Genomic DNA, 14935 nt, shown 5'->3' with positions numbered 1-14935 from the left:
CCCCGCATGTCGGATCTTCACCGCGTGCGCGTCTGGGCTGACGCGCTGATCGCCTCCCACCTCGACGACTCCTGGTCGTTCGGGTTCGACAACGCCAAGCGCCGCGCCGGCCAGTGCGACTTCACACACAAGCGCATCACGGTCTCGCGCTACCTCACGGCACGCTACGACGACGACACGAACCACCAGACGCTGCTGCACGAGGTCGCCCACGCGCTCGCCGGTCCGACCGCGGGCCACGGCGCCCGGTGGAAGAAGATCGCCCGTGACCTCGGCTACGTCGGCGGCACGACGCATCACGGCGAGACGGCGACCGAGCTCGCGCCGTGGGTCGGCGTGTGTCCGGCGGGCCACCTCGCGTACCGTCACCGGCGGGTGACCCGACCGACCTCGTGCGCGAAATGCGCGCCGCGCTTCGACGACCGGTTCGTCTTCACGTGGGTCCGACGCGAGATCAGCCCGGCGACCCGGCTCGCCGCGATGACCCCGCGCTGAGCGGCCCGCCGAACGCGGCGCCCGCCGTTCAGAACGCGACGAAGAGCCCGCCCCTCAGCACGGGGACGACGGATGCCGCATCCCTCGCGGCCGCGGCGAGCACCTCGTCCCGCCTGCCCTGAGCGATGAGCTCGAGCCCCGACCCGCTCGCGGTCAGCAGATGCGTGCTCGCACGCCCGAGGGCGCGGTCCGCTTCGGCCGCCACCGCGGCGTCGGGAGAGGTGTGATCGATCCCGAGTGCGCCGAGCGCGGCGATGACCGCACCGGCGCCGAGCTGGTCTTCGACCGCGAAGCGGAGCCCGGCATCCGCCTGCTCGCCCGCCGCGATCACGGCGACGCTCGTTCGCGCGCCGCGGCGCTGCTGCTCGGCGAGCACCGCGCGCGCGACGGCGGTGGCGTTGCGGAGGCCGCCGAGCAGGACGACCGCGTCACCCGCGCCGGCGGTCTCGGCGACGGCGGCGCCGTTCGCCGAGACGGCATGGGCGGCGGCATCCAGCGGGTATGACCCGCCCCGCTCGAGCGCGGCGATCACGGTGGAGCTGAAGCGCAGCACATCGACGACCACGACGATGTCGGCCGAGGCGAGGCGGTTCAGGCCCGCGACACCCCACTCCATCCGCACCTGATACGTGGACTGGTCGAACGGAGACACCGCTCCAGCGTACGGCGGGCCGAGCGGGTGCGAGACTGGGACGATGCGCATCCTCCTGAAGCTCGTGATCGACTGCGACGCGGATGCCGCCTGGCGCGCGGTGCACTCCCCCCGCGCCGTCGCCGAGCTGTACGGACCCCTCATGCAGCTGTCGCCGCTCGATCCCGCGGGCCTGCCCACCGCGTGGGAGTCGGGCACGGATGCCCCGGTGCAGCTCTCTGTCGCCGGTCTCCTCCCGGTCGGGCGGCAGCTCATCCACGTGAGCGAGCGCACCGTGCAGGACGCGAACGGACCGGTGCGGATCTTCCGCGACAGCGGGATCCCCCTCACCGGTCCCCTCGCGAGCCTGGATGTCTGGGATCACCAGATGGCGATCTCCGCCGCCCCCGGCGACCCGACGAAGACCCTGTGGCGCGACCGCCTCACGATCGGCGGACCGACCGCCCTCGCCCTCTGGCCCATGCTGTGGGCGACGTGGCAATGGCGGGGTGCCCGGATCGCCGCGATGGCCCCGACGTGGGCGCACGATCCGGAACCCGACCCGGCGCCCGTCGCGGGCTGAGCGTCACTCCGCGAGAGCCTCCACCGGCGCGACCCGGGTCGCCAGGCGCGTGGGGACGACGGCCGCCACCAGGGTCAGCACGGTCGTCGCCGCCACGACCGCGACCAGCGGCCCCGGCGGAACCGCCGGCCAGACCAGGGTCATCGAGGTCATCTGGTCCGGATCGACCCGGACCGACCCGAGCAGTGACTGGGCGCCCGCCCACCCGTATGCGATCCCGAGCACGAGCCCGGTGCCCAGTGCTGCGATCGTGACGTGGGCGGCCTCGAGCAGCACCATGCGCCGCACCTGCGCGTTCGAGACCCCGAGCGCGCGCAGCAGGCCGAGCTCGCGGCGTCGCTGCACGACCCCGATCGTGAGCAGATTCACCAGTCCGACCCCGGCGATCACGGCCGAGACCGCGACGAGCCCCATCATGATCGCCGAGAACGAGTCGAGCACGCTCGCCAGCTCGACCGGCAGCGAGCCTCCACCCGCCCGTGTCAGGAGCACCTTCACCGACTCGATCGCGACGGCGAACATCGTCACGAGGGTCACCCCCATCACGACGCCGATCGCCATGCGCGACGAGCGCTCCGGGTAGCGCAGCGCGTTCTCGGCTGCCAGTCTTGCGGTCGCCGTGCGTCCGAACAGACGGCCGACCAGGCGGAGCACGGGCGGCATGACCAGGGTCGCGCCGAGCGCGAGACCCGTGAAGGACAGGATGCCGCCGACGAACGCCACGATCACGCCGAGCGGGATCACCAGTCCGATCGCGACGCCCGCGGCGAGCAGTGCCGCGCCCGCGACCAGGAGCACCGCGGCGCCGACATTGCGCCCCGTGCGGGCGGTGATCTGCTCACGCGAGGCCTCGACTGCGCCGCCGAGCGCCTGCAGCGGGGTGACGGCCAGGACACGGCGCGAGCCCGCCCAGGCTGCGGCCCAGGTCGTGAGCGCGACGATCACGGCCGGCACGAGGAGAACCGGCTGGACGAGCGCGAAGCCCGGCACGGACAGTCCCCAGGCGGCGTCGGCGGCCCCGAGCCCGATCGCCGCGATCGCGGTGCCGCCGACCAGACCCAGCATCGCGCCGAGCGCGCCGACGATCAGGCCTTGCCGGGCCACCTCGGCGCGCTGCCCACGGGCGGATGCGCCGATGAGGCGGAGCAGCGCGATGCGCCGGGTGCGCCCGGCGATCACCGTCGCGAATGTGTTGGCCGTCACGATCGCCGCGACATAGACGGCGACGCCGACGAGGAGGACGGTGAGGAAGCTCAGGACGAACGCGAGGGTGTCGCTGTCGCCGACGTAGGGGTCGGCGCGCAGGAACGCGGCGATGTAGTCCGTGGTGCTGATCAGCACGACACCGAACGCGCTCGAGATCGCCGCGACGAGGATGCTCGCGCCCATCCCCCGCTCGCGCAACCAGGCCGGCGGAGCGGATGCCGCTGCCCGGCGGCCCGCCACGATCGGCCGCTCCGCGGTCAGGGCGCTCACGCGCGGACCGCCTGCGCCACCGATGCCCGCGCGCCGAGCTCGGCCGCGAGCATGTAAGCCGAGATCTCCTCGGCGCTCTGACCCGGCTTGTCGGCCACCACACGTCCGTCCGCGAGGAAGATCACCCGGTCGGCGTGGGCGGCCGCCATCGGATCGTGAGTGACCATCGCGATCGATTGGCCGTGGTCGCGACTGGCGGTCTGCAGGAGCTGCAGAACTTCGCGGCCGCTGCGCGAATCGAGGTTGCCGGTGGGCTCGTCGGCGAAGACGAGGTCGGGGGCGGTGGCGAGCGCGCGGGCGATCGCCACGCGCTGCTGCTGTCCGCCGCTCAGCTGGTGCGGACGGTGACCCAGACGCGCGGCGAGCCCGAGGGTCTCGATCAGCGCGTCGATGCGGGCACGTTCGAGTGCGCTCGGTCGGCGTCCGTCGAGGTCGAAGGGCAGGAGGATGTTCGCGTGCGCGTCCAAGGTCGGCACGAGGTTGAACGCCTGGAAGACGAAACCCACCCGCCGGCGGCGCAGGATCGTCAGCTCGAGATCGGACAGCGCCGTGATGTCGGTGTCGCCGACCCACGCGTGCCCGGAGGTGGCGGCATCCAGGCCCGCCATGATGTGCATGAGGGTGGACTTGCCCGAGCCGGAGGGTCCCATGATCGCGGTGAACTGACCGCGGCGGATCCCGACGCTCACGTCGTCCAGGGCACGCACGGCGCTTTCGCCCGTGCCGTAGGTCTTGGTCAGGTTGTGCACGCGGGCGGCGAGCCCGAGGTCTGCGGAGGAGAGGTTCATGTCCTCGACGCTAGGAAGCGGGCAGGCGGCGCCGCGTCGGTCGCGGGGGCCATCTGCGTACATCGCCAGGATGATGCTGCGCGCCCCGGCGTGAAAGCGCGGGGCCGAATCAGCCTTCCCGGGCGTCCGGAAGCCCGAAGGCGCAGAATCTCCCCGGGCTTTCACCGCGTCGGCGCGGGAGCGTAGACGCGCAGGGCGCGCGGCCGGATCCGGCACGTCATCGCGTACCGACCGTCCGGCCCGACCGCCGGGCGACGCTGGAGCTCGCCGTCGTGCGCGTAGAACGGCGCATCGCCCGGGCTCGGGCGCACCGAGATCGTGATCTCGGTCGCGGTGATGTGCTCGATGTCCGACGCGGGCGGAAGCAGGCGCAGCGCCCGCAGAACCGCGCGGCTGGCCGCCCCGAACGACAGGGCCGCAACCGCCTGGAGCCGTGACCCGCGGGCGTGCTGCACGCGCACGTCGAGCACGTCGTCCGACAGCGTCCGCCGCTGGAAGGTCGCGACCTGCCCCGGGGTGTTGCGGCCGATGCTCGCGAACACCGACCAGACCCGGGCCCGCTTGCCGCCGATCGAGATCTCGATCGGCTCCGCATCACGCAGGCCCCGCCACGCCGCGACGACGCCGCCCACCCATTTGCCGAGCCGCGCCTTGCGCTTCGTGCGCTCCGCGACGAACTCCGGATAGACGCCGATGGATGCCGAATTGAGCACGGTGGTCGTGCGGTCGCCGACGCGCAGCTCCCCGACGCTCGCCGCGATGCCGGTTCCCGCTTCCAGTGCGTCCAGCGCGAGTGCGACCGAGTCGAGTCCCGCCGTCCGCGCGAAGTGGTTGAACGTGCCACCGGGAAGGGCGAGGAACGGCCGGTCGAACTCCAGAGCGAGGTGCGCCATGCGCGAGACGGACCCGTCGCCGCCGTACACGCCGAGGATCTCGGGCGGATGCTCGCCCGCCATGATCTCGCGCACGATGTCAGCCATCGCCTCGTGCGCCTCGAGCTCGCGCACGCGCGCCTTCGGCAGGCGCTCGGCGATCACCGGACGCGGGTCGAGGTGGATGACCGATGTCCCCGCTCCGCTGTTCATCACGATCAGCACCCCCGCACCGTCCGCCGACGCCGGGAGGTCGATCCGCTCGACCACCTGGGCGACCTCGGGTTCGGGCGGCGACGACCGCCGCCGAGCGGGGACGACCAGGCGTCCGACGCTCGCGACGACCGCACCGATCGCGACGCCGGCGACGACGTCCGAGAGCCAGTGCGCCCCCACGTGCAGGCGCGAGTACGCGACGCCCGCCGCGAGCGGGGCGAGGGCGGCGCCCGCGGCCGGAGACTCCCACGCCGCACCGGCCGCGAAGCCCGCGGCACTCGCGGAGTGCCCGGACGGGAACGACGTCGTGCGCGGGTAGGCCCGCAGGCGCCGCGCGTGGGGCACGGCATCCCACCCCGGTCGGGGGCCGTCGAAGAAGCGCTTGACCACGACGTCCGAGACGACGCCCGCGACGAGCATGGATCCGACGCCGCGCAGCGCCGCCCGGTGCGCGGCGAAGACGACCATCGTGGCGGCGATCGCCGCCCAGATCAACCCGCCGTCCGCGGCGCGACTCAGCCCCGTGAGCAGCGCGTCCGGCGCTGCGCGGCGGTTGATGCGCCGCGCGGCCGCCGCATCGAGCCGGCGCACCCACCGCGGCATCGTGCGGGCGCGCTCGAGGCGGGCGATCGGATGCCGGGAGGAAGGGGGACGCATATGCCGAGGGTAGTTCGCTCCTCAGGCCAGACCGTGCTCGAACGCGAAGACGACCAGCTGCACGCGATCGCGGAGCGCAAGCTTGGCGAGGATGCGGCTGATGTGCGTCTTCACCGTCGCCTCGGACAGGAACTCCCGCCCGGCGATCTCGGCGTTGGAGAGCCCGCGCGCGGCCAGCGCGAAGATCTCCCGTTCGCGCTCGGTCAGGGCCGCGTACGCCGGCGGAACGGGGTGCGCCGTGCCGCCGAAGTGCGCGAACAGGTCGCGCGTGGCCGCGGCGGCGATCACCGCCGACCCGGCGTGCACGGTGCGGATCGCGGCCAGCAGGAACTCCGGCTCGGCGTCCTTCAGCAGGAACCCGCTCGCGCCCTGCCGGATCGCGCGCGCGGCCGCTTCGTCGAGGTCGAAAGTGGTGAGCATGACGATCCGCGGCGGGTCGGGGTCGGCGAGCAGCGCCGCCGTCGCCGCCAGGCCGTCCATGACCGGCATCCGGATGTCCATCAGGACGACATCGGGCCGCGCGTCCCGCACGACGCTCAGCGCTTCGGCACCGTCAGCCGCCTCGCCCACCACCTCGAGGTCGGGCTGGGAGTCGATCAGCATGCGGATGCCGGCGCGGAAGAGCGCCTGATCATCGACCAGGACGACCCGGATGCCGCTCACGCGGTCACCGCCATCGGCAGGACCCCGCTCACGACGAAGTCCTCCCCGTCGCGGGCGGCGGTGACCCGGCCGCCGACCAGGCCCGCCCGCTCGGTCATGCCGATGAGCCCGTGCCCGGCGGCTCCTCCGACCGGCTCCGCGGTGCCGATAGGGTTGCGCACCGCGAACTCCACCCCATCCGGGCGCCACGAGAGCGTCACGTGCACAGCGCCGCCGCCCCCGTGGCGCAGCGCGTTCGTCAGCGCCTCCTGGAGGATGCGGTACAGCGCGAGCTGCACGGCCGCCGACGGCTCGCCCGCGGGGGCGGGGTCGATGTCGATGAGCAGCTCCACCCCGGCCGCGCGCACCTGGGCGTACAGTTCCTCGAGATCGGCGAGCGTCGGCTGCGGGCCGTCGCCCTGCTGATGACGCAGCTGGGTCAGCAGCAGCCGCACGTCGGCCAGCGCCGCGCGGGCGGTCGTGGAGATCGTGCCGAGCGCCGCGGCCGCAGCGGTCGGGTCGGTGCCTGCGGCGTAGCGCGCACCGTCGGCCTGGGCGATCACGACCGCGAGCGAGTGCGCGACGACATCGTGCATGTCCCGGGCGATGCGGGCGCGCTCGTGCTCGGCGGCGGCGTCCGCTTCGGCCTGCACCTGCGCCGCGCGATTCGCACGGGCGCGGGCCGAGCTGCGCACGAGCGCGCCGATTGTCCAGGACAGCAGGAGGGCGAAGCCCGCGGCGACGAGCACCGCGAACGCGAGCGGCAGGCTGGCCAGGGTCAGCCGACCGCCGGCGAACTGCGGGATCGCGAACAGATAGGCCGTGATCACGATCGCCCCGCCGATCGAGGACGCGAAGCCCAGCCAGTAGATCAGCCGCGACCCGTAGGCGGCCGTGGCGTACAGCACTGCGAAGACGGCGACATCGGCCAGGATCGGCGGGCGCCCGAACGACATCTGCACGACCGCCCCGGCCCACGCGACCCCGAGGGCCAGGCCGGGCGAGAGCCGCCGCACCGCGACAGCGGACGCCATCAGGACGCAGGTGAGCGCGCTCGCGACCGGGGCCTCCGCGACGCCTCTGCCCAGTTCGGAGCCGAGCGCGATGAGGCCGAAGACGACGGCGAGGAGGACGTCCACCGTCAGCTGAACGGGGAGCAGAGGGCGGAACACCGTTTCACGCTACGTGAGACGCGGTGTCGCGGCATCCGTCTTCCGATGTATCCGGGTCCACCCCTTGCCGCCCGGCGTCGTGAGGCTTTACTGTCCGGACACAGGCTGAAACCGACGGGAAACGTCGGGTCGACAGGATCAATGAAGACGAATGGAGACGGGCATGACGACGGTGCGCGCAGCGATCACCCAGACCACCTGGACGGGCGACAAGGACTCGATGCTGGACAAGCACGAGGGATTCGCCCGGGATGCCGCCGGTCAGGGCGCCCAGGTCGTGTGCTTCCAGGAGCTGTTCTACGGCCCGTACTTCGGCATCACGCAGGACAAGAAGTACTACCGCTACGCCGAGCAGGCGGACGGCCCGATCGTCCAGCGGTTCGCCGCCCTCGCGAAAGAGCTCGGCACGGTCATGGTGCTCCCGATCTACGAAGAGGCCGAGACCGGCGTCTACTACAACACCTCCGTGCTCGTGGATGCCGACGGCACGGTGCTCGGGAAGTACCGCAAGCACCACCTGCCGCACCTGGACCGGTTCTGGGAGAAGTTCTACTTCCGGCCCGGCAACCTCGGCTACCCCGTGTTCGACACCGCGGTCGGACGCGTCGGGATGTACATCTGCTACGACCGGCACTTCCCCGAGGGCTGGCGGGAACTCGGCCTGGCCGACGCGCACATGGTCTTCAACCCGAACGCGACCAAGCCCGGTCTGTCCAACCGGCTCTGGGAGGTCGAGGGTCCGGCGGCCGCCGTCGCGAACGGCTACTTCGTGCTGCAGCCCAACCGCGTGGGTCGCGAGGACAACGAGTACGGCGAGCTCGCCGTGGACTTCTACGGCACGAGCCAGGTGATCGACCCGCGGGGGAACTTCGTCGGCGAGCGCGGCTCGGGCACGGAGGAGGAGGTGCTCGTGCGGGACCTGGACATGGACATGGTGCTGCAGATGCGCGACGACTGGCAGTTCTACCGGGACCGCCGGCCCGACTCGTACACCCGGATCGCGAAGCCGTAAGGAACAGGGACATGAGCACCACCCTCATCACCGGCGGCACCGTCGTCTCGGCGACCGGACGCAGCGCCGCGGACGTGCTGATCGACGGGGAGCGGATCGTCGCGGTGCTGCAGCCGGGCTCGCAGCTTCTCGGCACCGATGTCGCGGCATCCGTCGACACTGTGATCGACGCGACCGGCAAGTACGTGATCCCCGGCGGCATCGACGCGCACACCCACATGCAGCTGCCGTTCGGCGGCACCGCCGCGATCGACACGTTCGAGACCGGCACGCGTGCCGCGGCGTGGGGCGGCACGACCACCATCATCGACTTCGCCGTGCAGACGTACGGCGAGCGCATCCAGGACGGCCTGGCCGCGTGGCACGAGAAGGCCGCGGGCAACTGCGCGATCGACTACGGCTTCCACCAGATCATCGGCGGCGTCGACGAGGACTCCCTCGCGGCGATGCCCGGCCTGGTCGACGAGGGCATCACGAGCTTCAAGCTCTTCATGGCCTACCCGGGCGTCTTCTACTCCGACGACGCGCAGATCCTCAAGGCCATGCAGGTCAGCCGTGACACCGGGATGCTGACGATGATGCACGCCGAGAACGGACCGGTGATCGACGTCCTGGCCGCGCAGCTGATCGAGGAGGGCAAGACCGACCCCTACTTCCACGGCATCGCCCGCGCATGGCAGATGGAGGAGGAGGCCACCCACCGCGCCATCATGATCGCGAACCTCACCGGCGCGCCGCTGTACGTCGTGCACGTGAGCGCGAAGCAGGCGGTCGAGCAGCTCGCCGCCGCGCGCGATCGCGGGCAGAACGTGTTCGGCGAGACGTGCCCGCAGTACCTGTACCTCTCGCTCGAAGAACAGCTGGGTGCGCAGAGCGACGAGTGGGGTCGGTTCGAAGGCGCGAAGTGGGTGTGCTCGACGCCGCTGCGCTCGCGCGCCGAAGGTCACCAGGACCACATGTGGCAGGCGCTGCGCACGAACGACCTGCAGATGGTCTCGACCGATCACTGCCCGTTCTGCATGAAGGACCAGAAGGAGCTCGGCCTCGGCGACTTCCGCAAGATCCCGAACGGGATCGGCTCGGTCGAGCACCGCATGGACCTCATGTACCAGGGCGTGGTGACCGGCAAGATCACGCTCGAGCGGTGGGTCGAGCTCACCTCCACCACTCCGGCGCGCATGTTCGGCCTCCACGGACGCAAGGGCGTGATCCAGCCGGGGGCGGATGCCGACATCGTCGTCTACGACCCGAACGGGCACACGTCGATCGGGGTGGGCAAGACCCACCACATGAACATGGACCACTCCGCGTGGGAGGGCTACGAGATCGACGGTCACGTGGACACCGTGCTCTCGCGAGGCAAGGTCATCGTCGATGACAACGCCTACCTGGGCGCCAAGGGCGACGGGCGCTTCCTGAAGCGCGGCCTCAGCCAGTACCTGACGTGAGAGGCGCAGCCATGGATTTCGGAGTCGTCCTGCAGACCAACCCGCCCGCCGCACGCACCGTGCAGCTCGCGAAGCTCGCCGAGGCGCACGGCTTCAGCCACGTGTGGACGTTCGACTCGCACCTGCTCTGGCAGGAGCCGTACGTGATCCACTCCGCGATCCTCGCGGAGACCAAGCGCGTGACGGTCGGCCCGTTCGTGACGAACCCGGCGACCCGCGACTGGACCGTCACGGCATCCGTCTTCGCCACGCTCAACGAGATGTACGGCAACCGCACGATCTGCGGGATCGGCCGCGGCGACTCGGCCGTTCGGGTCACGAACGGCAAGCCGGTGTCGATGAGCGAGCTGCGCGAGTCGATCCACGTGATCCGGGAGCTCGGCAACTCCCGGCCGGTGGAGTACCACGGCGCGACGCTGCAGTTCCCGTGGAGCCGCGGGTCCGAGCTCGAGGTGTGGGTCGCGGCGTACGGACCGCTCGCGCTCAAGCTCACCGGCGAGGTGGGGGACGGGTTCATCCTGCAGTTGGCCGACCTCGACATCGCCGCGTGGATGATCAAGACGGTGCGGGATGCCGCGGCCAACGTCGGCCGCGACCCCGACTCGATCGCGTTCTGCGTGGCCGCGCCGATGTACATCGGCACGGACGTGGCGCACATGCGCGACCAGTGCCGGTGGTTCGGCGGCATGGTCGGCAACCACGTCGCCGATATCGTCGCGAAGTACGGCCACCACGGGGACGTCCCCGAGGCGCTCACGGACTACATCGCCGGACGGACGGGCTACGACTACAACACGCACGGCAAGGCCGACAACGACCACGTCGACTTCGTGCCCGACGAGATCGTCGACCGGTTCTGCATCCTCGGCACCGCCGAGGAGCACATCGCGAAGCTGCAGAAGCTGCGTGAGATCGGGGTCACGCAGTTCGCCGGCTACCTCCAGCACGACAACAAGGAGGAGACGATGCGGGTCTACGGCGAAACCGTGATCCCGGCGCTCTCCGAGCACGTGACCGCGAAGTCCTAGTCCGTGAAACGACAACTGCAGGTCGAGACCGCGGGGGATACCCACGGTCTCGACGCCCAGATGGCGTCTCAGCGGAAGGGGCTCGCGCGGTATCGCGTGGGGTCGGGGCCGCAGCGCTGGTACGCGGTCGGCTGGGGCGTGGTCGGCGTCGTCGCGGTGCTGCTGCTGTGGGAGCTGTACAAGTTCCTGGGGCCCCCCGAGGGGGTCGTGATCGGCGGGACCGGCGCCTCGGGCTCGGGCGTCATGATCCTGCCGCGGACGCACGACCGCGCGATGCCGCACATCTGGGACATGGTCGCGCGCCTGTTCGCCCCGACGAGCGGCGGCGACACCCCGCCGCTGTGGGTCTCGGTCGCCTCGGCGGCCCTCGTCACCCTCGGGATCGCCGCGGTCGGCTGGCTCATCGGCGTCGCCGTCGGCGCGCTCCTCGGCCTGGCGATGCAGCGCTGGCGGCTCGTGGAGTGGGGGCTCCTCCCCTGGATCGTCGTGAGTCAGATCGTCCCGCTCATCGCGTTCGCACCCGTGATCAACGCGATCGGCAACCAGATCGACCGCGGTGGCACGCCCTGGCCGCAGTGGCTCTCGGTCGCGGTGATCGCGTCCTACCTCGCGTTCTTCCCGGTGGCGATCGGCGTCCTGCGCGGGCTGGCCGCCCCCGACCGCATCCACGTCGACCTCATGCGCACGTACGCGGCGGGATACTGGCCCACCCTCCTGCGCCTGCGCCTTCCCGCCGCCGTGCCGTACCTGCTGCCCGCGCTCCGCCTCGCCGCGGCGAACGCCGTGCTCGGCGCCGTCGTCGCCGAGGTCTCGATCGGCATGCGCGGCGGCATCGGACGCATGCTCATCCAGCTCGCGGGGCAGGCCTCCAGCGACCCCGCCGCCCCCTGGGGCCCGACCTTCGGAGCGATTGCGCTCGGCCTCGTCGCCGCCGGCTCGGTCGCGCTCATCGGCCTCTGGCTGCGCAACTACCGACGAGGAGAAGCCACCGCATGACGGACTCGAGCCCGAAGGCCCCCGAACTCGCGGTGCGCGCCACCGGTGTCGGCAAGATCTTCCCGACGAAAGGCGGCGATGTCACGGCCCTCGCCGGCGCCGACCTCGACGTCGCGGCGGGCGAGTTCGTTTCGCTGATCGGTCCGTCCGGATGCGGCAAATCCACGCTCCTGCGCCTGATCGCGGACCTCGACCAGGCCACGAGCGGCACGCTCGAGATCTTCGGCAAGCCCGCCCGGAAGGCGCGGATCGACCAGGACTACGGGATCGCGTTCCAGCAGTCTGGGCTCCTCCCCTGGCGGACCGTCGGCGCCAACATCTCCCTTCCCCTCGAGCTGAACGGCACCGGCCGCCCCGAGCGGACGGCGCGCGTCGCCGAACTCGCGGAGCTCGTCGGGCTCACCGAGTTCACCGACCGATATCCCGACCAGCTCTCGGGCGGGATGCAGCAGCGCGTCGCGATCGCGCGTGCCCTGGCGACCCGGCCGCGGCTGCTCCTGATGGACGAGCCCTTCGGCGCGCTGGATGAGATGACCCGCGAGTACCTGCAGAGCGAGCTGACCCGCATCACCGCCGAGACCGGCGCCGCCGTCGTCTTCGTCACGCACTCGATTCCGGAGGCGGTCTTCCTCTCGGACCGGGTCGTCGTGATGAGCCCGCGTCCCGGCCGCATCACGGACGTGATCGTCACCGACCTCGGCGAGATGCGCGACGAGGGCCTGCGTGAATCCCCTGCGTACTTCGAGCGAGTCACGGCCGTCCGCGAAGCGCTGCACGGGGCGCCGATCGAGCGGGCGAACGAACGATGAGCACGGTGCGGGCGCCGATCGGCGAGCGGGAGCTGCCCGGCTGGCTCCGGGTCGTCGCGCCGATCGTCGTCGGCGTCCTGATGCTCGCGCTGTGGATCCTGTACGTCGACGTGTTCGCCGCCGCACCGCGCATGCTGCCGAGCCCGGTCGCGATCGGCGCGGAGCTCGTGCTGCGCTGGGACATCATCTTCCAGGACATGCTCATCACCGCGACGAACGCCCTGATCGGTCTCGTCGTCGGCTCCCTCCTCGCGCTGTTCCTGGCGGGCCTTGCCGCCGCCGCCCGACCCGTGGACGGGATGCTGACCCCCCTCGTCGCCGCGCTGGCGGTGATCCCGATCGTGGCGATCACCCCGATCCTGAACACGATGTTCGGGGCGTCCAGTCAATTCGGGCGCATCGCGGTCGCCACGATCGCCGCGTTCATCCCGGTGTTCGTGAACGTGCTCCGGGGGCTGCGCCAGACCCGACCGGTGCACCGCGACGTGCTGCGGGCCGCCGCGGCGACCCCGGCGCAGACGTTCCGCCTGCTGACGCTGCCCACCGCGCTGCCGTACCTGATGACCGGCATCCGCATCGCCGCGTCGCTCGCCGTGATCGCGGCGCTCGTCGCGGAGTACTTCGGGGGCCCCGCCGACGGCATCGGCACCGCGATCGCGACCTACGCGAAGTCGGGCCGCGCGGCCCTCGCGTGGGCGTACGTCGTGGGCGGCATCCTGATCGGCCTCGTGTTCTTCCTCGTCACGTCGCTCCTGGAGCGTCTCGTGACGCGGCACTCGTCGGTGTGACGGCCGACCGCACCACCTGCACCACGGAAAGGCAGCACCACCGCACCACCTGCACGACCTGCACCACCGAACCCGAAAGGAACACAGTATGAGAAGCAACACCAGACGCGGCCTCGCGGTCGCCTCCGCCGGTGTCGTCACCGCCCTCGCCCTCGCGGGATGCTCCGGCTCCGCCGCCCCCGACACCTCCGACGGTGGATCGGCCGACTTCGAACCGCTCACCGAGATCAGCCTGCAGCTGCAGTGGCTGCCGCAGGCGCAGTTCGCGGGGTACTACGTGGCGCTGGACCAGGGCTACTTCGAGGAGGAGGGCTTCGACTCGGTCGAGATCCTCCCCTCCGGCGGCGACATCGTGCCGCAGGACGCCCTGGTAGCCGGCGACGTCGACTTCGCGATCGCCTGGGTCCCGAAGGTGCTGGGCACCCTCGAGGCCACCGGCGTCGAGCTCACCGACATCGCGCAGGTGTACCAGAAGTCCGGCACGCTGCAGGTCTCGTGGGCCGGCGACGGCATCGAATCCGTCGCCGACTTCGAAGGCAAGCGCATCGGCTCGTGGGGTTTCGGCAACGAGTGGGAGATCTTCGCGGCGATGGCCGCGGAAGACCTCGACGCGAGCACCGCATCGATCACGACGCAGGACTTCTCGATGAACGCCCTGCTGGACCGCGATGTCGATGCCGCGCAGGCGATGACCTACAACGAGTGGGCCCAGATCCTCGAGGTGGTCAACCCCGAGACCGGCGAGCTGTACCAGCCGGAGGACTTCGACGTCATCAGCTACGAGGACACCGACGGCGCGATGCTGCAGGACGCGATCTGGGCCGACACCCAGCGCCTGGCGGACGACCCGGCATACGCGGATGCCGCCGTGCGGTTCCTCAAGGCCGTGACGAAGGGCTGGATCTTCGCCCGGGACAACCCCGAGGAAGCCGCCCAGATCACGTACGACGCCGCGATCAACGCCGAAGCCGCCTTCCCGGTCGGACCCGTGCACCAGCTGTGGCAGATGAACGAGGTCAACAAGCTCATCTGGGCCGGCGGCGACTTCGGTCTGGTCGACAAGGCCGCGTGGGACAAGACGGTCGCCGGCGCCCTGTCGGCGAAGAACCAGGACGGCATCGAGCTCATCACCACGGAGCCCGCCGAATCGGCATACTCGAACGAGTACATCGAGAAGGCGCTGGCAGAACTCAAGGACGAGGGCGTCGAGGTGGGTGGCGAGTACACCCCCATCGACGTGGTCCTCACCGAGGGCGGCCAGTAGCACTCCCCGGTCGGGCGGCCCGCGCGAGCGGGCCGCCCGACCCCTGAACACCCGACGG

General features: G+C 71.3%; 15 protein-coding genes. 9 read left to right on the top strand and 6 right to left on the bottom strand.

Translation table 11 applies throughout. The annotated features are described in order from the left end of the window. Positions 1 to 6: 6 nt before the first annotated feature. Entirely contained in the window at positions 7 to 495 is a 489-nt protein-coding gene (locus AB0P18_RS04265; protein WP_363359072.1) for a SprT-like domain-containing protein, read from the top strand. 28 nt (positions 496 to 523) lie between these two features. Here AB0P18_RS04265 and AB0P18_RS04260 read toward each other — a convergent pair whose 3' ends face one another. Further along, positions 524 to 1111: a 2-phosphosulfolactate phosphatase gene (locus AB0P18_RS04260; RefSeq protein WP_344055784.1), complete on the bottom strand. Its 588-nt coding sequence runs from the start codon at positions 1109 to 1111 to the stop codon at positions 524 to 526. A 79-nt stretch (positions 1112 to 1190) separates the two neighbouring features. Here AB0P18_RS04260 and AB0P18_RS04255 point away from each other — a divergent pair, with 79 nt between their 5' ends. Beyond that, positions 1191 to 1709: a hypothetical protein gene (locus AB0P18_RS04255; protein ID WP_344051703.1), complete on the top strand. Its 519-nt coding sequence runs from the start codon at positions 1191 to 1193 to the stop codon at positions 1707 to 1709. A 3-nt stretch (positions 1710 to 1712) separates the two neighbouring features. Here the strand turns inward: AB0P18_RS04255 and AB0P18_RS04250 are convergent, their stop codons facing one another. From AB0P18_RS04250 to AB0P18_RS04230, 5 genes are all read right to left on the bottom strand, one after another. Continuing rightward, positions 1713 to 3185 (bottom strand): FtsX-like permease family protein, encoded by a 1473-nt coding sequence (locus tag AB0P18_RS04250; RefSeq protein ID WP_363359071.1) that lies wholly within the window; start codon positions 3183 to 3185, stop codon positions 1713 to 1715. Beyond that, a complete protein-coding gene (locus AB0P18_RS04245; protein ID WP_363359070.1) occupies positions 3182 to 3973 on the bottom strand; it encodes an ABC transporter ATP-binding protein in 792 nt (263 codons plus the stop codon). Before AB0P18_RS04245 ends, AB0P18_RS04250 begins: the two co-directional genes overlap by 4 nt. Before the next feature lie 161 nt (positions 3974 to 4134). Further along, on the bottom strand, positions 4135 to 5718 hold the full coding sequence (locus tag AB0P18_RS04240; RefSeq protein ID WP_363359069.1) for a phosphatase PAP2 family protein: 1584 nt from the start codon (positions 5716 to 5718) through the stop codon (positions 4135 to 4137). A 21-nt stretch (positions 5719 to 5739) separates the two neighbouring features. Beyond that, on the bottom strand, positions 5740 to 6381 hold the full coding sequence (locus AB0P18_RS04235) for a response regulator transcription factor (RefSeq protein WP_363359068.1): 642 nt from the start codon (positions 6379 to 6381) through the stop codon (positions 5740 to 5742). Beyond that, positions 6378 to 7532, bottom strand: coding sequence for a histidine kinase (locus tag AB0P18_RS04230; protein ID WP_363359067.1), 1155 nt, complete (start codon positions 7530 to 7532; stop codon positions 6378 to 6380). Before AB0P18_RS04230 ends, AB0P18_RS04235 begins: the two co-directional genes overlap by 4 nt. A 163-nt stretch (positions 7533 to 7695) precedes the next feature. Between AB0P18_RS04230 and AB0P18_RS04225 the strand changes: the two genes are divergently transcribed. From AB0P18_RS04225 to AB0P18_RS04195, 7 genes are all read left to right on the top strand, one after another. Then, a complete protein-coding gene (locus AB0P18_RS04225; protein ID WP_344051692.1) occupies positions 7696 to 8544 on the top strand; it encodes a nitrilase-related carbon-nitrogen hydrolase in 849 nt (282 codons plus the stop codon). A gap of 11 nt (positions 8545 to 8555) precedes the next feature. Continuing rightward, positions 8556 to 9992 carry a dihydropyrimidinase gene (hydA, locus tag AB0P18_RS04220; protein WP_363359066.1) on the top strand — a complete coding sequence of 479 codons (1437 nt, stop codon included), beginning with the start codon at positions 8556 to 8558 and terminating at the stop codon, positions 9990 to 9992. Between the two features lie 11 nt (positions 9993 to 10003). Next, a complete protein-coding gene (locus AB0P18_RS04215) occupies positions 10004 to 11020 on the top strand; it encodes a TIGR03842 family LLM class F420-dependent oxidoreductase (protein WP_344051688.1) in 1017 nt (338 codons plus the stop codon). 3 nt (positions 11021 to 11023) lie between these two features. Continuing rightward, positions 11024 to 12016: an ABC transporter permease subunit gene (locus AB0P18_RS04210; RefSeq protein ID WP_363359065.1), complete on the top strand. Its 993-nt coding sequence runs from the start codon at positions 11024 to 11026 to the stop codon at positions 12014 to 12016. Continuing rightward, the gene (locus AB0P18_RS04205; RefSeq protein ID WP_363359064.1) at positions 12013 to 12825 is read left to right on the top strand and encodes an ABC transporter ATP-binding protein; all 813 of its coding nucleotides are present in this window, start codon (positions 12013 to 12015) and stop codon (positions 12823 to 12825) included. Before AB0P18_RS04210 ends, AB0P18_RS04205 begins: the two co-directional genes overlap by 4 nt. Beyond that, positions 12822 to 13613, top strand: coding sequence for an ABC transporter permease subunit (locus AB0P18_RS04200; protein WP_363359063.1), 792 nt, complete (start codon positions 12822 to 12824; stop codon positions 13611 to 13613). The genes AB0P18_RS04205 and AB0P18_RS04200 overlap by 4 nt, the downstream gene beginning before the upstream one ends. 88 nt (positions 13614 to 13701) lie before the next feature. Continuing rightward, positions 13702 to 14877 (top strand): ABC transporter substrate-binding protein, encoded by a 1176-nt coding sequence (locus AB0P18_RS04195; protein WP_363359062.1) that lies wholly within the window; start codon positions 13702 to 13704, stop codon positions 14875 to 14877. Positions 14878 to 14935: the final 58 nt, after the last annotated feature.

Source organism: Microbacterium sp. NPDC064584 (assembly GCF_040687315.1).
Classification (GTDB): Bacteria; Actinomycetota; Actinomycetes; order Actinomycetales; family Microbacteriaceae; genus Microbacterium; species Microbacterium lacus.
This window is presented reverse-complemented; position numbering and strand designations above follow the sequence as displayed.